General features: G+C 72.0%; 20 protein-coding genes. 12 read left to right on the forward strand and 8 right to left on the reverse strand.

Features of this window, described 5'->3' with window-relative positions; all coding sequences use genetic code 11:
* Window positions 1–211: 211 nt before the first annotated feature.
* The 7 genes from Msi02_RS43280 (at window position 212) to Msi02_RS16515 (ending at window position 8,132) form a co-directional block, all read left to right on the forward strand.
* Window positions 212–1,030: a NuoI/complex I 23 kDa subunit family protein gene (locus Msi02_RS43280; RefSeq protein WP_239108453.1), complete on the forward strand. Its 819-nt coding sequence runs from the start codon at window positions 212–214 to the stop codon at window positions 1,028–1,030.
* The gene (locus Msi02_RS16490; protein WP_204049173.1) at window positions 1,027–1,566 is read left to right on the forward strand and encodes an NADH-quinone oxidoreductase subunit J family protein; all 540 of its coding nucleotides are present in this window, start codon (window positions 1,027–1,029) and stop codon (window positions 1,564–1,566) included. The genes Msi02_RS43280 and Msi02_RS16490 overlap by 4 nt, the downstream gene beginning before the upstream one ends.
* Before the next feature lie 61 nt (window positions 1,567–1,627).
* Window positions 1,628–1,981: an NADH-quinone oxidoreductase subunit NuoK gene (gene nuoK, locus Msi02_RS16495; RefSeq protein WP_204049283.1), complete on the forward strand. Its 354-nt coding sequence runs from the start codon at window positions 1,628–1,630 to the stop codon at window positions 1,979–1,981.
* Window positions 1,978–3,864, forward strand: a complete 1,887-nt coding sequence (locus Msi02_RS16500) for an NADH-quinone oxidoreductase subunit 5 family protein (protein WP_204049174.1) — start codon at window positions 1,978–1,980, stop codon at window positions 3,862–3,864. The genes nuoK and Msi02_RS16500 overlap by 4 nt, the downstream gene beginning before the upstream one ends.
* Window positions 3,865–3,913: 49 nt before the next feature.
* On the forward strand, window positions 3,914–5,680 hold the full coding sequence (locus Msi02_RS16505; protein WP_204049175.1) for a complex I subunit 4 family protein: 1,767 nt from the start codon (window positions 3,914–3,916) through the stop codon (window positions 5,678–5,680).
* Window positions 5,677–7,209 (forward strand): NADH-quinone oxidoreductase subunit N, encoded by a 1,533-nt coding sequence (locus Msi02_RS16510; RefSeq protein ID WP_239108454.1) that lies wholly within the window; start codon window positions 5,677–5,679, stop codon window positions 7,207–7,209. Before Msi02_RS16505 ends, Msi02_RS16510 begins: the two co-directional genes overlap by 4 nt.
* A gap of 74 nt (window positions 7,210–7,283) precedes the next feature.
* The gene (locus tag Msi02_RS16515) at window positions 7,284–8,132 is read left to right on the forward strand and encodes a M48 family metalloprotease (RefSeq protein WP_079313838.1); all 849 of its coding nucleotides are present in this window, start codon (window positions 7,284–7,286) and stop codon (window positions 8,130–8,132) included.
* A 47-nt stretch (window positions 8,133–8,179) separates the two neighbouring features.
* Here the strand turns inward: Msi02_RS16515 and Msi02_RS16520 are convergent, their stop codons facing one another.
* Complete coding sequence (locus tag Msi02_RS16520; protein ID WP_204049176.1) at window positions 8,180–9,211, reverse strand: hypothetical protein; 1,032 nt, start codon at window positions 9,209–9,211, stop codon at window positions 8,180–8,182.
* A gap of 190 nt (window positions 9,212–9,401) precedes the next feature.
* On the opposite strand from Msi02_RS16520, the gene Msi02_RS16525 reads away from it, so the two are divergent.
* Genes Msi02_RS16525 through Msi02_RS16545 form a run of 5 tightly spaced genes read left to right on the forward strand, consistent with a single transcriptional unit; the run spans window position 9,402 to window position 15,633 of the window.
* Complete coding sequence (locus tag Msi02_RS16525; RefSeq protein WP_204049177.1) at window positions 9,402–11,054, forward strand: ABC transporter substrate-binding protein; 1,653 nt, start codon at window positions 9,402–9,404, stop codon at window positions 11,052–11,054.
* Between the two features lie 10 nt (window positions 11,055–11,064).
* Window positions 11,065–12,024, forward strand: a complete 960-nt coding sequence (locus Msi02_RS16530; protein ID WP_204049178.1) for an ABC transporter permease — start codon at window positions 11,065–11,067, stop codon at window positions 12,022–12,024.
* Between the two features lie 35 nt (window positions 12,025–12,059).
* The gene (locus Msi02_RS16535) at window positions 12,060–12,860 is read left to right on the forward strand and encodes an ABC transporter permease (RefSeq protein WP_239108455.1); all 801 of its coding nucleotides are present in this window, start codon (window positions 12,060–12,062) and stop codon (window positions 12,858–12,860) included.
* Complete coding sequence (locus Msi02_RS16540) at window positions 12,857–14,563, forward strand: ABC transporter ATP-binding protein (protein WP_204049180.1); 1,707 nt, start codon at window positions 12,857–12,859, stop codon at window positions 14,561–14,563. The genes Msi02_RS16535 and Msi02_RS16540 overlap by 4 nt, the downstream gene beginning before the upstream one ends.
* 8 nt (window positions 14,564–14,571) lie before the next feature.
* Window positions 14,572–15,633 carry a peptidase C39 family protein gene (locus tag Msi02_RS16545; protein WP_204049181.1) on the forward strand — a complete coding sequence of 354 codons (1,062 nt, stop codon included), beginning with the start codon at window positions 14,572–14,574 and terminating at the stop codon, window positions 15,631–15,633.
* Between the two features lie 4 nt (window positions 15,634–15,637).
* Here the strand turns inward: Msi02_RS16545 and Msi02_RS16550 are convergent, their stop codons facing one another.
* The 7 genes from Msi02_RS16550 to Msi02_RS16580 form a co-directional block, all read right to left on the reverse strand.
* Complete coding sequence (locus Msi02_RS16550; protein WP_204049182.1) at window positions 15,638–16,207, reverse strand: helix-turn-helix domain-containing protein; 570 nt, start codon at window positions 16,205–16,207, stop codon at window positions 15,638–15,640.
* 45 nt (window positions 16,208–16,252) lie between these two features.
* Complete coding sequence (locus Msi02_RS16555; RefSeq protein ID WP_079313831.1) at window positions 16,253–16,993, reverse strand: amino acid ABC transporter ATP-binding protein; 741 nt, start codon at window positions 16,991–16,993, stop codon at window positions 16,253–16,255.
* Window positions 16,990–17,829 carry an amino acid ABC transporter permease gene (locus Msi02_RS16560; RefSeq protein ID WP_204049183.1) on the reverse strand — a complete coding sequence of 280 codons (840 nt, stop codon included), beginning with the start codon at window positions 17,827–17,829 and terminating at the stop codon, window positions 16,990–16,992. Before Msi02_RS16560 ends, Msi02_RS16555 begins: the two co-directional genes overlap by 4 nt.
* Entirely contained in the window at window positions 17,826–18,743 is a 918-nt protein-coding gene (locus Msi02_RS16565; RefSeq protein WP_204049184.1) for an ABC transporter substrate-binding protein, read from the reverse strand. Before Msi02_RS16565 ends, Msi02_RS16560 begins: the two co-directional genes overlap by 4 nt.
* 110 nt (window positions 18,744–18,853) lie before the next feature.
* Window positions 18,854–19,336, reverse strand: coding sequence for a MarR family winged helix-turn-helix transcriptional regulator (locus Msi02_RS16570; RefSeq protein WP_079313828.1), 483 nt, complete (start codon window positions 19,334–19,336; stop codon window positions 18,854–18,856).
* A 35-nt stretch (window positions 19,337–19,371) separates the two neighbouring features.
* Window positions 19,372–20,193, reverse strand: coding sequence for a YceI family protein (locus Msi02_RS16575; RefSeq protein ID WP_204049185.1), 822 nt, complete (start codon window positions 20,191–20,193; stop codon window positions 19,372–19,374).
* Window positions 20,190–22,769 carry an MFS transporter gene (locus Msi02_RS16580; protein WP_204049186.1) on the reverse strand — a complete coding sequence of 860 codons (2,580 nt, stop codon included), beginning with the start codon at window positions 22,767–22,769 and terminating at the stop codon, window positions 20,190–20,192. Before Msi02_RS16580 ends, Msi02_RS16575 begins: the two co-directional genes overlap by 4 nt.
* Between the last annotated feature and the right edge of the window lie 40 nt (window positions 22,770–22,809).

A 22,809-nucleotide genomic window follows, 5' to 3' on the forward strand; every position in this document is an offset into this window, starting at 1 on the left:
GCGGTGGTCCCTGCGGTCCGGGCGGGTAACCTCCCGGCCCCCCATAGCCGTTCATGGTCCAGACGATACGTATTTGTGGGTGTTTGCGCGCCCCTCTTCTCCCCACATCCTGTGGACAACCCTGGGGATGACGGTGTGGACAGTGTGGAAAACAGCCGGGATGGAGTCACACGTTCACTCGCCGCCGATAGTGCGCGATGATGAGCCTGTGGTGCGCATTCCAGGAGAAGGGTTGGCCAAGGGCCTGGCCGTGACCATGCGGCACATGCTGCGGAAGTCGGAGACGCAGCAGTACCCGGAGGTCCACCCCGACCTGCCCGCGCGCAGCCGGGGCGTGATCGCCCTGGTGGAGGAGAACTGCACCGTCTGCATGCTCTGCGCGCGCGAGTGCCCCGACTGGTGCATCTACATCGATTCCCACAAGGAGACCCTGCCGGCGCCCGAGGGCGGCCGTCCGCGCGCTCGCAACGTGCTCGACCGCTTCGCGATCGACTTCTCCCTGTGCATGTACTGCGGCATCTGCATCGAGGTGTGCCCCTTCGACGCGCTGTTCTGGTCGCCCGAGTTCGAGTACGCCGAGTACGACATCCGCGACCTTCTACACGAGAAGGACAGGCTGGGCGAGTGGGCGGCCACCGTGCCGCCCCCACCGGCACACGAGGTCGGCGCCGAGTCGCCGAAGGAACTGTCGGCCGGTTCCCGCCCGGCGCCCGCCCGCCGTACGGCGCCGCCCGCGCCCGTGAAGGGACCGGCCGAGGGCGCGTCCGTGGCACAGGAAGCGGCGCAGGAAGCGGCACAGGAGACCGCGCGAGACACGGCACAGGAGACCGCGCGGGAAGCGGCGCGGGAAACCGCGGGAGAGGCGGCGCGGCGACCGGCGGCGGAACCCGCGAAGGGGCCGGAGAGCCGCCCGCGTCGTGAGCCGCCGAGAGCCATGCGCGACATCCGCTCCATCCGGCCGCCGGGCTCGCTGCCCAGGAATGCCGGATCGCCGCCGCAGAAGAAGGACGGGCCCGAGGGGGAGCGATGACCTCCCAGGCGCCGGGGTTGTGGCCGCCCTCGGGGCCTGAGGTCGTCTTCCTGCTGCTCGGCGCCGTCGCCGTCGGCACGGCCCTGCTGGTCGTCACGACCAGGCAACTCGTCCACGCGGCGCTGTGGCTGGTCGTCTGCTTCGGCGCGCTCGCGGGCGGCTACCTGGTGCTGACCGCCGAGTTCGTCGCCTGGGTGCAGGTGCTGATCTACGTGGGCGCGGTCGTGGTGCTGCTGCTGTTCGGCATCATGCTGACCCGCGCGCCCATCGGGCCCTCCGCCGGCCTCGACTCCGGCAACCGGTGGGCCGCCGCGCTGGTCGCCGTCGCGACCGCCGCCGTGCTCGTCACCGTGGTCGTCACCGGCTTCCGCACGGCGTACGCGCCGCTCCATCCCGGGCAGGGGGCGGCCGAACCCCTGGGGGCGAGCGTCTTCCGCATCTGGGTGCTGCCGTTCGAGGCGCTGTCGGTGCTCCTGCTCGCCGCGCTGATCGGCGCGATCGTCCTGTCCCGTACGGACATCAGGGGGCGGGAATGATCCGGTTCTCGACCTTATTGACCTTATCGACCAGGCCGACGGCCCGGAGGCGGTGAGCGAGGTGCACGTCGTCTACCCGGTGGTGGTCTCCGCCCTGCTGTTCTCCATCGGTGTGTACGGCGTGCTGGCCCGGCGCAACGCGATCCTCGTGCTGATGTCGGTCGAGTTGATGCTCAACGCGGTCAACCTCAACCTGGTGGCCTTCGACGTCTGGCTCAGGGACCGCCTGCACGGCGGCCAGGTGCTGACGCTGTTCGTCATCGTGATCGCCGCGGCCGAGGTGGGCCTGGGGCTGGCGATCGTGCTGGCCGTCTTCCGTACGCGCCGGACCGTCGACGTCGACCGGTTGCGGGCGCTCGCCGAAGTCGTACGGGCACCCGACCCGGGGCGCCCGGATGGGGAGGGCGCCTCGTGACCGCCGTGGTGGCCCTGATCGTCCTGCTGCCGTTCGCCGCCGCCGTGGCCGGGCTGCTCGCGACTCGTCTGGGCACTCGTACGGAGCGAATGGCGTATCGGCGGGCGGCGTGGTTCGCGATCGCCCCGGGCGCGGCGTCGGCGGCGCTCACGGTGTGGCTCGCCGTCGCCCTCGCGCACGGAACGGGTGTATCGGAAGGGCGCTTCTGGTCGGAGCTGCTGCCCGGGCGGGTCGAGGGCACGCTGACGGTGGTCGAGACGGGGTCGGTGCCGATCTCCCTGACTCTGCGGGCCGACGGATTGTCAGTGCTCGCGGGCATCCTGGTCGTCGTGGTCGCGCTGGCGGTGCAGGTCTACTCGGTCGGGTACATGCGGGACGAACCCCGCTACCCGTCCTACAGCGCGTTCGTCAGCCTGTTCACCAGTGCCATGCTGCTGGTGGTCTACGCGGGGGACCTGATCGTCCTCTACGTCGGCTGGGAGATCATGGGCCTGTGCTCCTACCTGCTCATCGGGCACTGGTGGGAGGACCGGGCCAACTCCCGGGCGGCGGTCAAGGCGTTCCTGGTCACCCGGCTCGGCGACGTCGGCTTCCTGTTCGGGATCTTCGTCCTCGGCGCGGCGGCGGGCGGCTTCCGCATCGACGACGTGCTGCGCGCCGACATTCCCAGGGGAACGCTGGTCGCCGCGACGCTGCTGCTGCTCGCCGGGGTCGCGGGCAAGAGCGCGCAGGTGCCGCTGCAGACCTGGCTGCCCGACGCGATGGCCGGCCCCACCCCGATCAGCGCGCTCATCCACGCGGCCACGATGGTGGCGGCCGGGATCTTCGTCGTCGCCCGGCTCTATCCCGCCTTCCTCGCGGCGCCGCCCACGCTCGACGTGCTGGGCGTGGTCGCGGCCGTCGGCATGCTGGGCGCCGCGCTCGCCGCGCTCGCGCAGGACGACCTCAAGCGCGTGCTGGCCTACTCGACGATCAGTCAGCTCGCCTACATGGCCGCGGCACTGGCCGCCGGGTCCGACCGGGCGGCGATGTTCCACCTCGTGTCGCACGGCGCGTTCAAGGCCCTGCTGTTCCTCTGCGCGGGCCTGGTGATCCACCACGTCGGGTCGAACCTGATCAGTCACATGGGCGGGCTGCGCACCGCCCTTCCCGTGACGTTCTGGACGATGACCATCGGTTTCGCCGCGCTCGCCGGGCTGCCGCCCGCGAGCGGCTTCTTCAGCAAGGACGCGGTGATCTCGGCGATCGAGCACGGGACGGGACCTGCCCAGCCGTTCGTGTACGCGTCGGCGCTGCTGACCGTGGGGGTGACCGGGGCGTACGCCGCCCGCGCCTGGCTGCGCACGTTCTTCGGTCCCGCCCGGATCGAGCCGCTCCCGGAGCCGCCGCCCGGCGTCGCCCACGTCTTCGACGGCCGGGAGGCGCCCCCGTCGATGCTGTGGCCGGCCGGCGTGCTGGCCGTGCCCGCCCTGCTGCTCGGTCTCGCGGGCCCGGCGGCCGGTGTGGAGGTCGAGTGGGGGCCGGCGGCCGTCAGCCTCGCCGTCGCGCTGCTCGGCGCCGGGATCGTGTACGCCCTGTGGCGGGCCGCGCCCGAGCAGGACCCCGCCCGGCTGCTCGGCCCGTTCCGGGCGCCGTGCGAGCGGGCCTTCCACGTCGACGCCGTGTACGCGGCGCTGGTCGTCCGGCCCGTCCTGCGCCTGGCCAGGGGGGTGGTCCGCGCGGACGCGCGGGTGGTGGACGGCGCGGTCCGCGGTTCCGGCCGGGCGACGCTCGGCCTTTCCGGCCTGGTGCGGCTCGCCCAGAACGGCAACGCGCAGCTCTACGTCACCGGCCTGCTGGCCGGGCTCGTGCTGATCGCGGTCGCGGCGGTGGTGCTGACATGACCCGGCGGGCCCGGCACGGTCGGGTGCGGCTTCGAGCGGTGGTGGCGACGTGAGCTGGCTGCCGATCGCGCTCGTGGCCGTCCCGCTGCTGGGGGCCGTCGTCTCCGCCGTCCCGGCCGTACGGGACAGGGCGGTGGCCTGGGGCATCGCCGTCTCCGGCGTGGTGCTGGTCCTCGCCGTCGCGCTCGCCGCGGTCTTCGACCACGCGCGTCCCGCCGGCATGCAACTGCAGACCGACCGGCCGTGGATCCCCGGCCTCGGCCTGCGGTTCCACCTGGGCGTGGACGGCGTCTCGCTGCCGCTCGTCGTGCTGACCGCGCTGCTGACGTTCCTGTGCTTCGTCCACCTCGCCGGGCACCCGCCCGCGGGCGGCCGCCCGGCCGCGCTGGTCGTCACGCTGCTCGTGCTCGAAGTCGGCATGATCGGCACGTTCCTCGCCCTCGACCTGCTGCTGTTCTTCGTGTTCTTCGAGGTCGTGCTGGTCCCGATGTATTTCGTGATCGCCCTGTGGGGCGGCGCGGGCAGGCGGGCGGCGGCGGTGAAGTTCATCCTCTACACGCTGCTCGGCTCGGCCGTCCTGCTCATCGGCCTGCTCGTGGTCCGGACCCAGGCCGGCACGCTCGACATGGTCGCGCTGGCCGGGCGCCACGGCTCGGGCATGGCCAGGTCGGCGCAGATCCTCGCGTTCCTCGCCATCGGTCTCGGCCTGGCGGTGAAGACGCCCATGTGGCCGCTGCACACCTGGCTGCCCGACGCGCACACCGAGGCGCCGACCGTCGGCTCGGTCCTGCTCGCGGGCGTGCTGCTCAAGATGGGCTCCTACGGCTTCGCCAGGATCGCGATCCCGGTGCTCCCCGAGGGCGCGGCGGCCCTGGCTCCCTGGCTCGGCGCGTTCGCCGTGGCCGGCATCGCGTACGGGTCGCTCGCCTGCCTCGCCCAGCGCGACCTCAAGCGGATGATCGCGTACTCGTCCGTCGGCCACATGGGCTTCGTGCTGCTCGGGTTCGCCTCGCTCACGCCGGTGGGCCTGAACGGCGCCCTGTTCGCCAACGTCGCCCACGGATTGATCACCGGATTGCTGTTCTTCCTCGCCGGAGCCGTCAAGGAGCGGTACGGCACGGCCGACATGGTCCGGCTGGGCGGCGGCATGCTGCGCCGCCTGCCGTACATCGGGTCGCTGCTGACCTTCGCCTGCGTCGCCTCGCTGGGCCTGCCCGGCCTCGCCGGGTTCTGGGGGGAGATGCTCGCGCTGCTCGGCGCGTTCAGTCCGGCCGCCGGGCTCTCCCGGCCGCTGTTCCTCGTGTTCATGGCCGTCGGCGGGCTCGGCACGGTGCTCACCGCGGCCTACTTCCTGGGCATGCTGTCGCGGGTGACCCACGGCCGGGTGGTCGAGAACGTCCCCGCCGGGCCTCTCGAGCCGCCGGGGCCGCCGGTCGCCACCGCAGAGGGCGTGCGCGAGGTGCTGAGCGAGGCGGGGGAGGGCGCGGAACCGGTCGAGCCCGTCGCGACCGGAGCCGCCGTGGCCGCACTGGACCGGGAGTGGGCGGAACAGGAGATCGCTCGCGCGAGCGCCGTCGCGGCGGACGAAGGAGAGGCCGGTGCGACGGGTGCCGCCAGGGCCCACGGGCCGGGCGTCGCCGATGCCGCGGAGGTGGGCCGGGGGCGGCGGCCTTTCGGGGACGTGACGGTCCACGAGCTCGCGGCCTGGCTTCCGCTGGTGGCGTTGATCGTGCTGTTCGGCCTGTGGCCGAAGGCCCTGCTCGCGGTCACCACGCCCGCCGTCCAGTCGCTCCTCGGATCGGGGGTGGCGCCGTGACGGGCGGGGTGATCCAGTCCATCGACTACGCCGCCGTGGCGGCGCCGCTGGTCCTCGCGCTGGTCGCCGGGCTCGTGCTGCTGCTCGACGCGTTCCTGCCCGCCCGCCCCGGAGGGGCACGGGTGCTCGGTCTCGTCACCCTCGGCGGCCTGGTCGCCGCCCTGGCCGTGGTGGCCGTCCAGGCCGTGGGCGGCGGAACCCGGCGCACGTTCTGCGTCCCCGCCTCCCTCGGTGGCGAACCTGCGCGCCCGGCCGCCCCGGCGTCGTGCTCGTTCGTCGTGGACCGCTTCTCCCTGGTCATCGCGGCGGTCGTGCTGGCCGCCGGGGTGGTCGTCGTGTTGCTGTCGATGACGGAGATCGCGGCGGGACGCGACGCCGGACCCGGAGAACGCAGCCGGATTCCGGCCGGGGAGTGGTATTTCCTGCTGTCGGCCACGCTGGCCGGGGCGGTCCTGCTGCCGGCCTCCCGCGATCTCATCATGCTGGTGGTGTCGCTGGAACTGGTGTCGCTGCCGGTCTTCGCGCTGACCGCGCTCAGGCGCCATGACGGCCGCGCCTCCGAGGCGGCACTCAAGCTCTTCCTGGTCTCCGTGGTCTCCACCGCGATCACGCTGTTCGGCGTCTCGCTGCTCTACGGGGTGACCGGCTCGGCCCACCTCGACCGGATCGACGCCGCCCTGCGTACGGCCGGGGACATGGCCCAGGTCACGGCGGCGGCGATCGTGCTGGTGGTGGCCGGCTTCGCGTTCAAGATCGCCGCGGTGCCGTTCCACTCCTGGGCGGGAGACGTCTACCAGGGCGCCCCGATTCCGGTCGCGGCGCTGCTGTCGGTGGTGTCCAAGGCGTCGGGCTTCGCCGGGCTGATCCTGCTGCTGACGTCCGCGCTGCCGACGAAGGCGGCGCTGTGGGCTCCCGGAGTGGCGGTCGTCGCGGCCCTGACGATGACGGCGGGCAACGTCCTCGCGATGCGGCAGCGCGCGGCCGTCCGGCTGCTGGCCTGGTCGTCGGTGGCGCAGTCGGGCTACATCCTCGCGCCGCTGGCCGTCTACGCCGTCGAACCCCGGGCCGCCGTCGGCGCGTCGGTCGCCTACCTCGTCTTCTACGCCGCGATGAACCTGATCGCCTTCGCGGTGGTCCTGCTGGTGGCGCGGCTGCCCGAAGGCCATGACCTGGAGGCGTACCGGGGGCTGGCGCTGCGGAGCCCGGCCGCCGGGCTGTCCCTCGCCTTCGCCCTCGTCTGCCTGGCCGGGCTGCCGCCCGGGCTCGCCGGCCTGTTCGCGAAGGTCGTGATCTTCCGGGCCGTCGTGGACGGCGGGCTCGGCTGGCTGGCCCTGGTCATGGCGGCCAACACGGTGGCCGGGCTGTACTACTACATCGCCTGGACCGCGCGGCTGTTCGCGCCGCCCGCGGCGGGCGAGAGCCGTACGGTCTCGACGAGGGCGGCGGCGGGGGTGGCCGTCGCCGTCACGGTCGCCGTCACCGTGGTCTTCTCCGTCGCCCCGCAGGTGGTGCTGTCCGTCTCAGGGTGAGGCGCGTCACGGGGAACGTTCGTCCAGGCCATGCGCGTTGGTAGGGCTGGACGCACTAACCGGGAGGAGGAGGCGTGCACCTCAACCGCCTGCGCACCGCGGTCCTGCTGGGCGCGCTGTCCGCGTCGCTCCTGGTCGCCGGGGCCTGGCTGGGGGGCGGCACGGGTGCCCGGATCGCGGTCGTGGTCGCCCTCGCGGTCAGCGGCGTCGCCTACTTCTGCGCCGACAGGATCGCGCTGTCTGCCATGCGGGCCCGGCCCGTGGCGGAGGTGGAGCAGCCGGTCCTCTACCGGGTCGTCCGCGAGCTGTGCACCGAGGCCCGCGCGCCGATGCCCCGCCTGTATGTGTCCCCGACGATGCAGCCCAACGCGTTCGCGACCGGGCGCAACCCGCGAGACGGGGTGGTGTGCGTGACGCACGGCCTCCTCGGGCTGCTGGACGAGCGCGAGCTCAAGGGCGTGCTCGGCCACGAGCTGTCGCACATCCACAACCGGGACATCCTGATCTCCTCGGTCGTGGGCGCGCTCGCCACGATGATCACGTACTTCGGGTACGCCGGCCTGTTCTTCGGCTCGGACGACGACGAGGGGCCGGGGTTCCTCGGCGCCATCCTCGTGATGATCCTCGGCCCGGTCGCGGCCACGATGATCCAGATGGCGATCGCGCGCTCGCGGGAGTTCGCGGCCGACGACGCGGGCGTACGGCTGACCGGCGACCCGCTGGCCCTCGCCTCCGCGTTGCGCAAGATGGAGATGGAGGTCCGCAGGCTGCCGCTCCCGGAGAACGGCAGGCTCGCCTCCGCCGGTCACATGATGATCGTCAATCCGTTCCGGGGCACCCGGATCGGCAGGCTGTTCGCGACCCATCCGCCGGTCGCCGCGCGGATCGCCCGTCTGGAGCGCATGGCCGGCTACCGGCGGTGACGCGGGCCGGTGAGCTTCTCGTAGACCTTGCCGGACGGCGGTCCGGATCATTCGCCGGGCAAGCACCAGGTCCACAGGCTGGACTTCACCGTGAAGGAGTCCAGCTTGGTGGTGGCGCCGGTGCCGGTGTCGAGGCCGTGTACGACGACACGGTACGTCTCGCCCGTCTTCACCGAGTCCAGGGTCTCCCAGAGCTTGAGGCCGCCGTCGGAGGTCCACTCCAGGCGCTTGGCCGACTCGTTCTTCGGGACGCGCACGTCCACGGCATCGCCCACGGTGTCGGCCGAGAGGTCGTACACCCGCAACCGCTGCCCTCCGGACGAGGTGGTGATCAGCACCGCCACGGATGAGCCGTCGTCGGCGAGCGCCATCGGGCTGTTGTTGGCCACGACCTGCGGCACGACCTGGGTGTTCGTCCGGCGCCCGTCCTGGTCGTACACGCTGAACCGGCTGGTGTTCTCGGCGGTCCCACGGGAGACGAGCACGTGCTTGCCGTCGGGGCTGAAGCCGACCACCGCCGAGTCGGCCGGGATCGTGCGCACCTTCCCCGTACGGACGTTCACGATGAGGGACGGGATCTTGTCGTCACTGTCGTAGTAGTCGATCGTCAGCAGGCCGCCGTCCCGCGACAGGGACGTGGCGAGGTCTCCCATGCCGAGGCCCTTTGGCAGCTTCGACACCGCGCGGGGGAGCACGCGTACCTTGTTCGTGGTCACGTCGCGGACGACGAGCAGACCGTCCTTCTTCCGCCAGTACGACACCTGCCGGCCGTCGCCGCTCACCGACAGGGGCGCGAAGGACCCCTTGTCGATCTTGCCTTTCGCCGTGCGCGGGAACACCTGGGCGTCCTTGAACACGCTGTCACGGCCGTTGCCGAGCGCGAGGTGCCACGAGCCGCAGGGAAAGTAGTCGTCCTTCTTGCTGCAGCCCTTCAGCCAGGCGTACCGGACGGTGGACGCGGAGGACGACGCCGTGGCGGAGGCGGCACCCGTACGCGCCTGCGCCTGGGCGGCGCCGGCGAGGGTGGTCAGCGCCATCGTGGCCGCCGCCGAGAGGGCGAGGATCGCGGGTTTTCTCATCGGGCTTCCTTTCGTCTCGCCTGGATAGATGCGGTGCGGCGGCGGAAGGTTCTGTCACGAATGGGCCACGCCAAGATCTCTACACATTCGGTCGGGAAAGGGATGGAAGATCCGGCCTTCCGTGGTGTTTACTGCTTCTATCCATTTGGGGCGGCTTGGTAGACAAGCCAGGTCACAGGGAAGGCGTGGCATGGCAGAAACGGACGAGCGCGGCGTCCACACCCGCCGGGGATTCCTCAGGACGGCGGTCACCGGCATGACCGTGCTGTCGGCCGCGGCGCTGCTGGAGGCCTGCGGCGCGGCGCCGTCCTCCCCGGCCGGCTCGAAGGCGTCGAGCGGAAGCGCCGCCGCCGGCACGGACACCGGCAAGGAGATCGACGTGCTCCGGGTGTCGCTGCCCGGCTCGCTGTCGAACCTGTATCCCGGGCAGGAGTCGGGCATCCTCAACTACTACGTCGCCGGGATCTGCATGGAGGGGCTCGTCGGCGTCGACACCACGGGAAAGATCGTCCCCGCCCTGGCGTCGAGCGTCGAGCGCACGTCGCCGACCACCTACGTCTACCGGCTCCGCCCGGACGCCCGGTTCCACGACGGCACCCCGGTGACCGCCGACGACGTGCTGCACTCGATCGAGATGGCCAGGGACGCGAAGGTCTCGCCCGCGACGGCCGCCTACTGGGGGAACCTGAAGAAGGCCGAGAAGACCGGGGACGCCGAGATCACCCTGACCGCCAAGGCCGCCGACGTGGCGTTCGCCTGGCTTCCATCGAACGCCGACGCCCTGTGGATCGCCCCCAAGACCGCGTGGGAGAACGCGAAGAGCGGATTCGGCACCCCGCAGGCGCTCCCCGTCGGGACCGGGCCGTACAAGGTCACGGGGTTCGTGCCCGACTCCTACGTCGAGTTCTCCCGGGTGGACACCTGGCACGGCACCCGGCCGAAGATCGCCAAGATCCGGTTCGAGTTCGTGCCCGACGAGAACACCCGCCTGCTGGCGTGGAAGGCCGGCAAGGCCGACATGGCGCTCAACGTGCCGCTGGCCCAGTCGCGCCAGTGGGAGGGCGCCGCAGGCACCCGGGTGGTCTACGCGCCCGACCGTTCGTACGCCGGGCTGACCTTCAACACGAAGGCCGCGCCGTTCGACGACGTGCACGTCCGCAGGGCGGTCGCCCACGCGGTGAACCGCGAGGCGATCGTGGACAAGATCCTGCGCGGGCACGGCCAGGTCGCCACCGCGCTGTCCACACCCGAGCAGTTCGGCGGGCTGTGGACGCCGCAGGAGGCGACGCGGCGCCTCGCCGCCGTCCCCCAGTACGCGTACGACCTGGAGAAGGCGAAGCAGGAGCTGGCGCAGTCGAAGGTGCCGAACGGGTTCAGCGCCAGCCTGTCCTATCCGAACACCGGCCCGCACCTGGGGACGGCCGCGCAGGCGTTCGCCGCCGACCTGAAGAAGATCGGCATCACGCTCGAGGTGAAGGAACTGCCGATCGAACAGTGGCTGGCCGAGCTGAACGGATTCCCGCCGCTGAGCTACATGTGGTACTTCAACACCACCGGCGACCCCGGCGAGCTCGCGGCCTGGTTCCTCGGCGAGGGCAATCCCGCCAAGTACGCCAATGACACGATCACCGCCACGATGGCGAAGGCCACCGCCGAGGCCGACCCGGCGAAGCGGGCCGATCTGCTGATCGAGGCCCAGACCGCGCAGGCCGCCGACCTCGCGTACCTGCCGCTGTGGTGGGGCCAGGCGGCGACCGCGTTCGGCAGCGCGATCGGCGTCAGGGACTACACCTCCTACACGCTGCTGGCCGACTGGCCGCAGCAGGTCTACGCGGCCCAATGAAGGCAGCACAGTGAACCGCGCCGTCCTCGCCTTCGCGCTGCGCCGGGCGGCCGCCACGCTCGCGCTGCTGCTCGCGCTGTCGCTGCTGGTCTTCGCGCTGCTGTACCTCGCCCCCGGCGACGTCGCCCGCAACCTGCTGGGCACCCGCAACGTCACGCCGGAGGCCCTGGCCCGGATCCGCGAGCTGCACCACCTGGACGAGCCGTTCCTCGCGCAGTACTGGTGGTGGCTGTCCCACGCGGTGACCGGCGACTTCGGCACGTCCATCCGCACGGGCGGGGAGGTCGGGCCGCTGCTGCTCGACCGGACCGGCGTCACGGCGGCCACGGCCGGGCTGGCGTTCCTGTTGTCGGTCCTGGCTGGCGTCCCGGCCGGGATCGCCACCGCCGTACGGCGTGGCCGGCCGCTCGACCGGATGATCGTGGCGGCCTCGGTCGTCGGCGTCAGCGCGCCCGGCTTCGCGGTGGGCCTGATCCTGCTGTACGTCTTCGCCCTGGGGCTGGGCTGGTTCCCCGTCTACGGCACCGGCGAGGGGTTCCTCGACGCCCTCTGGCATCTCGTCCTCCCGGCGGTGGCGCTCGCGTGCGGGCTCGGCGCCTTCGTCGTGAAGCTGACCAGGGCGGCGGTCATCCGGGAGCTGGACCAGGACTACGTGACGTTCGCCCGGGGACGCGGCCTGTCCGAACGCAGGGTGCTGCGCCTCGTGCTGCGCAACGCGGCGATCCCCATCGTGACCAGCCTCGGCCTGATGGTGGCCTACCTGTTCGGCGGGACCGTGCTGATCGAGGTCACCTTCGCGCTGCCCGGGCTCGGCTCGCTGATGGAGGAGTCGGTGCTGTTCAAGGACATCCCCGTGGTGCAGGCGCTGACGCTCGTCGTCGCGCTGGTCGTGTCGGTGACCGCGCTCGCCGTGGACCTGTCGTACCTCGCGATCGACCCGCGCGTACGGGCCAGGGCGGTGCGGCGATGAAACCGATGAAGCGGAGGATACGGAGGCGGCCGCCGGTGGTGGCGATCCTGTCCGCCGTCGTGCTCGCGGCCGTCGCGGTGTTCGCGGCGGGCCGGGAACTGCTCGCGCCGCACGCCCTCGACCAGGACGTCTACCTGGGCGTGGTCGGTGCGGGCGTCGAGGGCCACCTGTTCGGCACCGACCAGCTCGGCCGCGACATCCTGCAGCTCTCGCTCGCGGGCGCCCGCTCGGCGCTGGCCGGTCCGATCGTGGTCGCCGTGGGGTCGATGGTGATCGGGGTCCTGCTCGGGACCTTCGCGGGCTACCGGGGCGGGATCGTGGACATGCTGGCCGGCCGCTACGCCGACCTGCTGCTGGCGCTGCCGTCGGTGCTGCTGGCCATCGTCGTCGCCGGGCTCGTGGGGCGCGGCTACTGGGTCACTGTCGCCGTGCTGATCGTGCTGTTCTCGCCGTCCGACGTGCGGCTCGTGCGGGGAGCGGTGATGGAGCAGACGCCCCGGCCCTACATCGAGTCGGCCAAGATCCTCGGGATCCGGCCGACGCGGATCATGTTCCGGCACATCGCGCCCAACATCGTGCCGATCGTGGTCGCCAACCTCCTGCTCAACGTGGCGTTCGCGCTGGTCGCGCTGTCCTCGCTGTCGTACCTCGGGCTCGGCGTGCCGCCCGGGGCGCCGGACTGGGGACGCCAGCTCGCCGACGGGCGCGCGCTGCTGGGCGACAACCCGCTGGCGGCCGTCGTGCCCGGCGTGCTGATCATCCTCACCGCCACCGCGGTGAACCTGCTCGGCGACTGGTTGTCCGAGCTGCTCGACCGCAGGGTGGTGGCGCGATGAGTCCCTTGCTCCACGCCCGGGACGTACGGGTGACCTCGGCGGCGGGCGTCCTCGTCACGGGAATCGACCTGAGGCTGGCGCCGGGGGAGACCGTGGCGATCGTCGGCGAGTCCGGCTCGGGCAAGTCGATGACCGCCAGGGCGCTGACCGGCCTGCTGCCCGAGGGCGTGCACGCCACCGGGCGGCTGGAGCTGTCCGGGCAGGCGTACGACCTGGCCGCGGCGCGTACGCCCTGGCAGCGCATCCGGGGATCGCAGATCGCCCTGCTGCTCCAGGACCCGTTCACCTCGCTGTCGCCGGGGCACCGCTGCGGCGAGCAGATCGGATGGGCGCTGCCGCGCGCCGGGCGCGCCGCCGGGGTCGCCCGCCTGCTGGCCGAGGTGGGGCTGCCCGCCGAGGTGGCCGAGCGGTACCCCTTCCAGCTCTCCGGCGGCATGCGCCAGCGGGTGGCGATCGCCGCCGCGCTGGCCGCCGGCCCCGGCCTGCTGATCGCGGACGAGCCGACCACGGCCCTGGACGTGACGACCCAGCACGAGGTCCTCGAACTCGTCGCAGGGCTGCAGCGGGCGCGTCGGACGGGCCTCATCCTGATCACCCACGACCTGCGGCTCGCCCGGGCCAGGGCCGACCGGATCATGGTGATGTACGCCGGGCGGCTCGTCGAGGAGGGCCCGGCGGCCGAGGTGATGGACCGGCCCGCGCACCCCTACACGGCGCGGCTCGCGGCCTGCGACCCGCCCGTCACCCACCGCCTGCCGGCGCTGCCGACGATCCCCGGCTCGGTGCCCCGGCCGTACGCGGTGAGCGGGGCCTGCGCCTTCGCGGACCGGTGCGATCTGGCGATCGAGGCGTGCCGTACGGCGGAGCCCGCCCTGGCGGAAGTCGCGCACGGGCATGCGGCGGCGTGCGTGCGGCCCTCGGACGTGCGCCAGGTCGTCGCACCTTCCGCCGCGGCCGTTCCTCCGGTGGCGGGCCCATCGTCTGCGCTGCTGACCGTGCGCGGGCTGACCAAGCGGTTCCCCGGCTCGGCCGGGCCGGCGCTCGACGGGGTCGACCTGGAGGTCGCGGCGGGGGAGGCGGTCGCGGTGGTCGGCGAGTCCGGCTCCGGCAAGACCACGCTCGCGCGATGCGTGGTCGGCCTCGAACGGGCTGACGGCGGCAGCGTCGAGTTCGGCGGCCGAGCCACCGGCCCGAGGCGGGTGCAGTACGTGTTCCAGGACCCGTACTCCGCGCTGAACCCCGGCCTCACCGTCGGCGCCTCATTGGCCGAGGCGCTCAGGGCGGCGGGCCGCCCCCGGTCGGAGGTGCCCGGCCTGCTCGACCTGGTCGGGCTGCCCGCGGCGTACGCCCGGCGCAGGCCCCGCGCGCTGTCGGGCGGCGAGCGCCAGCGCGTGGCGATCGCGCGGGCCCTCGCTCCGGGCGCCGAGGTGCTGGTCTGCGACGAGCCCGTCTCGGCGCTCGACGTCTCGGTCCAGGCGCAGGTGCTCAACCTGCTGTCGGACCTACGCCGCGACCTGGGGCTGACCCTGCTGTTCATCACCCACGACCTGGCCGTCGCACGGCAGGTCGCCGACCGCGTGTACGTCATGCACCGCGGCCGGGTCGTCGAGACCGGGCCGGTCGGCGACGTGCTCGGCGCTCCCACCCACGAGTACACCCAACGGCTGCTGGCGTCCGTGCCGGCGGCGACCCGAGCGGAGTGAAGATCCTGATGACCGAACTACGCGTCGACGTGCTGCCCGTGACGGGGGACGTGGCCTCCGTCGCCGACGGACTCGACGTCGTGCCCGCCGACCTGCTGCGTCGCTGGGGGCTCGCGGGCGGCGTGCAGGTGCGCACGCTCGTCACGGCCCGTACGGAGGACGGGACTCTGGCCGGGGCCGCCTTCGAGGTGCACAGGCCGCTCACCGCGTACCGGAAGATCGTGGACGTGTGGGCGTCCGACGACGCGGTCGCCGACACGCTCGTGCGCACCATCGAGGAGCGCGCCTGGCGGGAGGGCGCGGTGGCGGTCAAGCGGTGGTTCGCGGCGCGGGACGCGGCGTGGGAACGCTCGCTCGGCCGGGGCTACCGGGAGGTGCCGGTGCCCACCTGGGCGGGCCCGGTCGTCGGCGGCACCGAAACCGGCTATGGGCAGGTGCGCTGGCGCGACCGGCCCCCCGCGCGGGCGCTGCCGTACATGCGCCAGACCACCGACTTCACCTGCGGGCCCGTGGCGCTGCAGATGGCCCTGGCCGGGCTGGGGCTGTCGGGCGAGCCCACCCGTGAGGAGGAGCTGCGGCTGTGGCGCGAGGCGACCACGGTGGCCGGCTGCGACCCGCTGGGCCTCGCGCTCGCCGCCGCCGGCCGGGGCGTCAGGCCGGAGGTGCTGCTGTCCACCGAGGCCCCGACCCTGCTGGAGCTGTGCCGTACGGACGAGGAGCGCGAGCTGCGGCGCTTCATCCAGACGGGGTTCCGGGCCGAGCTGGCCCACCGGGGCATCGGCGTGGAGACCGCCGCCTTCGACCTCGACCGGCTCCGCGCGGTGGTCGAGGACGGCGGGGTGGCGCTCGTGCTGATCGAGCAGCTCGGCATGCACGACGAGAGCTGCCCGCACTGGATCGCCGTCCACGGGGTGGACGGGGACGTCTTCCACGTCAACGACCCCTGGACGGACGCCCACCTGGGGGAGACCTACCTCGACGCGCTCGACCTGCCGCTGCCCGCCGCGACGCTGGACCGGCTCGCGTGGTACGGCCGGCCGAGCTACCGGAGCATGATCGCGCTCAGCTGATCACTCAGTCGGAGGGCATCGAGACGAGCGTCAGCAGCCGGGCCGGCTCCCCGCCGGTCCGGTAGCCGTGCTCGGCCTCCGCCGAGAACCGCACGGCGTCCCCCGCCTCGAGCCTGACCTCGTACGTGGCGACCTCCAGGGTCACCGAGCCGGACAGGACGTAGGCGAACTCCTCCGACCCCCGCCCGTGCGGCGCGCTCTCATGGGCGTGCTCCGGCGGCAGCGGCGTCTCGTACAGCTCGAAGCGCCGCCGATCGAGGGAGCTGAGCAGGGTGCGCGCCGCGTCGTCGCCGGCGCGGCGCATCACCTGCGGTTCGTACAGCGGCGTCCGGGTGATGTCGGCGAAGGACAGGTCGAGCGCCTCGGCCAGCCCCGCCAGCACCTCGACCGTGGGGTTGGCCAGGCCGCGCTCGATCTGCGACAGCAGCGCCTTGCTGAAGCCGGAGCGGTCCGCCAGATCGCGGATGCTGAGCCCGCGTGAGTGCCGCGCGTGCCGCACGTTGCTCGCGATCGCCGCCCGCACCTGCTCCGAGAGCGCGCCCACCCGCCCATCCCCCTTGTCGAAGTACGCCATTGTTCCACGAAGGGGGCGCTCCGGGCGTCAGACGCCAAGGTGCCGTCAGACGCCAGGGTGCAGCACGCGGCGCAGGAACTCGCGGGTCCGCTCGTGCTGCGGGTCGGCGATGACCTGCTCCGGCGGCCCGTCCTCGACGATCACGCCACCGTCCATGAACACCACCCGGTCGGCCACCTCGCGGGCGAAGCCCATCTCGTGGGTGACGACCAGCATGGTCATGCCGTCCTCCGCGAGCTTCCGCATGACCGCGAGCACGTCGCCGACCAGCTCGGGGTCGAGCGCCGAAGTCGGCTCGTCGAACAGCATCAGCGAGGGGTTCATGGCGAGTGCGCGGGCGATCGCCACCCGCTGCTGCTGGCCGCCGGACAACTGGGGCGGGTAGGCGTCGATCTTCTCGATGAGGCCGACCTTCTCCAGGTTCTCCCGGGCGACGCGGTCGCACTCGCCCTTGCTCCGCTTGAGCACCCGCTCCTGGGCGATCGTGACGTTGCGCCGCACCGTCAGGTGGGGGAACAGGTTGAACTGCTGGAACACCATGCCGATGTGCCGCCGGGCGGCGTCGATGTCGACGTCGGGGTCGGTCAGGTCGACGCCGTCCACGACCACCGTGCCGGAGGTCGGCTGCTCCAGCAGGTTCACGCAGCGCAGCAGCGTGGACTTGCCCGAGCCGGACGGTCCGATCACGCAGACGACCTGGCCGCTCTCGACCGTGAAATCGATGCCGCGCAGCACTTCCAGGCTGCCGAACGACTTGTGCAGGTTCTTGATCTCGACGGTGCTCATCGGCCCGCTCCCTGGCGCGCTTCCAGCCGCCTCGCCACGTATCCGAGGGGAATCGTGATCAGCAGGTACGTCAGACCGGTCGCGAGGATCGGTGTGGGATTGGCGTACGTGGAGGACTCGTCGTTGCCGAACTTGGCCAGCTCCACCTGGGCGGCGGTGACGCCGAGGATCAGCACCAGCGAGGAGTCCTTCAGCAGCGTGACGAGCTGGTTGGTGAGCGGCGGCAGCACGATCCGGATCGCCTGCGGAATGATGATCGACACCATCGCCCGCATGTGCGGCATGCCGAGCGAGCGCGCCGCCTCCAACTGTCCCTTCGGCACCGCCTGGATGCCCGCCCGGAAGTTCTCCGCCATGTACGCCGCCGAGACGACGCCGAGCCCCAGCGCGGCGCTGCCGTACACGCCGCCGGGCAGTTCGAAGCCGGGGAACGCCAGCGGGAGGCTGCCGATCATCAGGAAGATGAGCAGCATCGGCAGACCGCGGAAGATCTCGATGTAGATCGCCGACACCCACCGGTAGGGCGCGACCGAGGACAGCCGCATCAGGGCCAGCACCAGACCCACGACGAAGCCGAGGACGAAGCCCGACAGCGTGTAGATCACGGTGTTGCGCAACGCCACCGTGAACAGCTCGGGCAGGCCCTTGCCGGCGACGTCGAGGTTGAAGAACGACTCGCCGATCGCCTTCCAGTCGGCCAGCGCGACCAGGACGACGAGGATCACCACCAGCACGGCGTACTGGATGACCCGGCTGATGCGCTGCTTCTTGCGCGGGCTGAGCCCCTTGCGGGGCTCAGCGGGAGAGGTGGCCTGCTGCTCGCTCACAGCGCTCATGACCCGGCGGCGGGCGACTCGGTTCCGGTCGCGGCCGGGCTCTCACCCGTCGAAGAGCCGTCCGAAGCGCCGCCGGACGTGCCGCCGGGCTCGGTGCCGAACCACTTCTTGTAGATCTGGTTGTAGGTGCCGTCCGACTTGGCGGCGGCGAGAACCTCGTCGACGACCTTCTTGAGCGCCGTGTTGTCCTTCTTCATGCCGATGCCGTACTGCTCACCGGTGTCGAGGCTGGCGACCTGCTCGAACTTGGCGCCGATGTCGGGCTTCTTCAGCCAGGTCAGCACGACCGGGAGGTCCTGCACGATCACGTCCGCCTGGCCGGTCTGCAGGCCGAGCAGCTCCTTGGGCGAGTCGGCGAACTCGATCGGATCGAGGCCCTGCTTCTTGACGTAGTCGAGGCCGGTCGTGGACGCCTGCGCGCCCAGCTTGAGGTTCTTGGCCTTGACGTCGTCCAGAGAGGTGACCCCGCTGCCCTTCTTGGCCATCAGCGCCTGCGTGGCGTCGAAGTACGGCTCGGAGAACAGCAGGTTCTGCTGCCGCTCCGGCGTGATCGTCATACCGGCGGCGGCCACGTCGCACTTGCGGGCGTTCAGGGCGGCGCCGCTCTTGATCGCCGCGAAGTCGATGTCCACGATGTCCTGGGTCACGCCCAGCTTCTTCGCGACGAGGTCGACGATGTCCACGTCGAACCCGACGACCTTGCCGCCCTGGTTGAACTGGAACGGCTCGTACGGAATGTTCGTACAGGTCGTGATTTTTCCGGCGTTCACGAGGGCGACACCGCCGGGGGCGGCCGAGGCCGTCGCCGTGCCCGAGCCGCCGGAGTCGCTCCCGCAGGCGGTGACGGTCAGCGCCGCCGCCAGCGCCACCGCCCCGATGCTCGCGGCTTTCCGATAGGTGGACCAGGGAGCCACACCGGCCTCCTTGCTGTGGTGCGAAAACGTCTGAGGCGCAGTTTAAGCGTCCCTTATGACGGTTTGGCCACCGCATGGAACGGAGGCAGTAACGCCTGTTACCTCTGGTGTCAGGGATGCATGCCCTCGGTGAGCATGTTGAACCGTTCGAGCATCCGCGCGAGCAGCCGTACGTCCTCCTCCGGCCAAGCGGCCAGCAGCGTGCGCAGCTGGCCCTCGCGGGCCGACCGCGCGTCGTCGAGCCGCCTGCTGCCCTCGGGAGTGAGGGCCAGCAGGTGGGCCCGGCCGTCCTCGGGGTCGGGACTGCGGCTGATCAGCCCCAGCTCCTCCAGCACCTTGAGCTGGCGGCTGATCGTCGCCCGGCCGACCCGCAGGTAGGCGGCCAGGTCGCTGGACCGCATCGGCGAGCTCTGGTCGATGCGGACCAGCAGGCCGTACGCGCCGGGGTCCAGCTCGGGATGCACCTTGCGCCCCATCCCGGCGGAGAACGCCTTGGCGCGCCGCAGCAGGATGGCGAGCTGCCGCTCGACCGCGCAGTACGCCTCGCGTTCGCCGGCCGTGGGCGGTCGGGGAGCGATCTCCGCCTCCGTCATGGCCTGCCTCCTCCTGACTGCGTGTGGCAGGGGGTCTACCCGCGCACCGCCTGGATGTCCAGCTCTACTTTCAGTGTCGCGCCGATCAGCGAGATCCCCGCCTGGACGACCTGGTTGTAGGTCATGGCGAAGTCCTCGCGGCGCAACTCCGTGACCGCGCGGAACGCCGCCCGCAGCCCGCCCCACAGGTCCGGTCCGGTGCCCAGGTAGGTCATGTCGAGATCGACCGGGCGGGTGACGCCGCTCAGCGTCAGCACGCCGTGCACCGTCCACCGGTCCGGGCCCGCCGGCGACAGCCCGGTGCTCCGGTACGTGATGACCGGGTGCACCGGGACGTCGAGGAAGTCCGCGGATCGCAGGTGATCATCGCGCATCCGGCTGCCCGTGTCGATGGACTCGGCGACGATCTCGGCGACCACGGACGACTCCTCCGGAGTGGCGCCCATCTCGATCCGGCCGGAGAACTCGGTGAACCGCCCCTGCACGCTGCTGAGGCCGAGGTGCCGGGCCGTGGCCGAGATCTTCGAGTGTTCCGGGTCGATCGTCCACACGCCGGGCGGCGGAAGCTCGGTGCCGCCCTGCCGGGCCAGCACCAGCGTGCCGGCCTCGGCGGCGCCCGAGGCGGTCGCGATCGCGGTGGACGCGGCCGGCGCGTACCCGATCGCGGTCGCGACCACCGTGTAGACGCCCGGCGGCAGCGGGGCGGTGACGACCTGCCCGTCGGCGTCCGCCTCCGCCCGCGCCACCTGGTGGCCGGTCGTGTCCGTCACCGTGACGACCGCGTGCTGCACGGCCCAGCCATCCTTGCTCCTGACCAGGGCGTGCAATCCCCTGGGGACCGCCTCGGAGACGCTCATCGCTCGTGTCCCAGCCACACGTCGTACGGCTCGTCGCCCTGGCCGCCCAGGTTCAGCGTGCTCGCCACGGGCGGGTAGCCGCTCGCGACGATGGTGTACTGCCCGCCGGTCAGGTCGGTGAAGGCGTACTCGCCGTCCTCGCCGGTGGTCGCCACGCCCACCACGTTGCCGGCGGCGTCGAGCAGCGTGACCCTGGCGTCGGCCAGCGGCACGCCGTCCTTGACGCGGACCGTCCCCCGCACCCGCGCGCCGGGGAGCAGCACGACGTCGTGCCGGGTCTGGCCGGTGCCCAGCACCTCGATCGGGACGGCGGCCGGACGGTACGCCGCGCCGCTGACCGTGAGCGTGTAGGTGCCGGCCACGACGCCGGAGAAGGAGAAGCCGCCCTGAGGGTCGGTCGAACTGCTGGCCACGACCTCGCCGCGCACGTCGGTCACGACGACCACCGCGTCGGCGACCGGCGTCCCGTCGGTCCCGCGTACGGTGCCGACGAGTCGGCCCGACGCCGCGAGCACCATGTCGAAGTCCACCGGCTGGTCGCCCACGACGAGCGTCGCGACCTGCGGCTCCCGGTCGCCCGCCGACGCGATCAGCACGTACGTCCCGCTGCCCGGCGTCCCGAGCGCGTAGCCCCCGTCGTCCCTGGTGACCGTACGGCCGAGCTGGTGGCCGCGTACGTCGATCAACGTGAGCGTGGCGCGGCCCACGGGCACGCCGTCCTGGCCCTTGACGAACCCGCGGATGCCCACGCCGCCCGGCTCGTGCGTCTCCATGGCGAGCGCGGCGTACGGCTGAGCCTGCGTGGCGGTGAGGACCTGCGCGTTCAGGGGCTGCGCGTCCAATGGCTGCGCGCTCAGGGGCTGCGTGGCGGCGTGGCCGTTCGGCGAGGCGAACTCGGCCTCGGCCGTGATCGGCCGCTGCGGGTCGCGCTGCTGCCTGTCTCGCTGAGCGTGGCGTCCGGTCACGGCGCCGTTGCGCTGGCGGGCGACCTCGGGGTCGAGGGTCTCGTCGGTCTCCGGCGCGTCGGCGCGGACGGTGATCGCGCTGGTCCGCAGCGGGACCTCCTTGATGAACAGCACGGCGACCAGCGCCAGGAAGGCGACCGGCGCGGCGTAGAGGAACAGGTCGCCCACGCCGTGGCCGTACGCGCTCTCGACGACGGTGCGGATCGGGGCGGGCAGCGCGGACAGCTTGGGAATCGAGCCGCTGTCGGCGCCGGTCCCCTTGACGCCCAGCGCGGCCAGGCCCTCCTCCAGGTAGTTCTTCACGCGGTTGACCATCACGGCGCCCAGCGCCGACACGCCGATCGCACCGCCGAGGGAACGGAAGAACGCGACCACGGAACTGCCCGCGCCGAGGTCCTCCGCCCGCACCTGGTTCTGCACGGCGAGCACGAGGTTCTGCTGGCTCATGCCGATGCCGACGCCGATGCAGAACATGAATACCGCGACGAGCCAGTAGTCGGTGTCGTACCGCAGCATGCCCATCAGCGCGAACCCGGCGGTGAGGAAGAACGCGCCGGAGACCAGGAAGACCTTCCAGTGGCCGGTGCGGGTGATGATCTGCCCGGAGACCGTGGAGGAGATGGCCAGGCCCAGGATCATCGGCAGCGTCATGAGGCCGGCCACCGTGGGCGTCTCGCCGCGGGCGAGCTGGAAGTACTGGCTCAGGAAGGTCGTCGCGCCGAACATGCCCACGCCGACCAGCACGCTGGCGACCACCGCGAGGCTGACCGTCCGCATCCTGAACAGGCGCAGCGGGACGATGGGCTCACTGGCCTTCGACTCCACCAGGAGGAACAGCGCCGCGAGCACGACGGCCCCGCCGACCATCGCGCCGGTCTGCCAGGACAGCCAGTCGTACTTGTTGCCCGCGAACGACACCCAGATCAGCAGCAGGGAGACCGAGGCGGCGATGAGGACCGCGCCGCCCCAGTCGATGCGCACGTCGCGCTTGAGCACCGGCAGGTGGAGGGTCTTCTGCAGCACGATCAGCGAGAGGATCGCGAACGGCACGCCGACGTAGAAGCACCAGCGCCAGCCCAGCCACGAGGTGTCGACGATCAGCCCGCCGATGAGCGGGCCGCCGATCGTGGCGACGGCGAACACCGCGCCCAGGTAGCCCGAGTAGCGCCCCCGCTCTCGCGGCGAGATCATCGCTGCCATGATCACCTGGGACAGCGCGGTGAGGCCGCCGACGCCGAGGCCCTGGACGACCCGCGCCGTGATCAGCATCGACGGGTTCTGCGACAGGCCGGCGATGGCGGAGCCGATCACGTACACGATCAGCCCGAGCTGGATCAGCAGCTTCTTGCTGAACAGGTCGGACAGCTTGCCCCAGATCGGCGTCGAGACCGTCGCCGCGAGCAGGGTCGCGGTGATCACCCAGGTGTAGGTCGTCTCGTCCGCGTGCAGTTCCGCGGTGATCGTGGGGAGCGCGTTCGACACGACGGTCGACGACAGGATCGCGACGAACATCCCCAGCATCAGGCCCGAGAGCGCCTCCAGGATCTCCCGGTGCGTCATCGCGGGGGCCGCCGTGCCTGGCGGCGTCTCCCGCGTCATCGCATTCGCCATCGAAGTCCTTCCCCGTGTGATCAAACTTAGTTACCCTAAG

It is taken from the genome of Microbispora siamensis (genome assembly GCF_016863095.1).
Lineage (GTDB): Bacteria > Actinomycetota > Actinomycetes > Streptosporangiales > Streptosporangiaceae > Microbispora > Microbispora siamensis.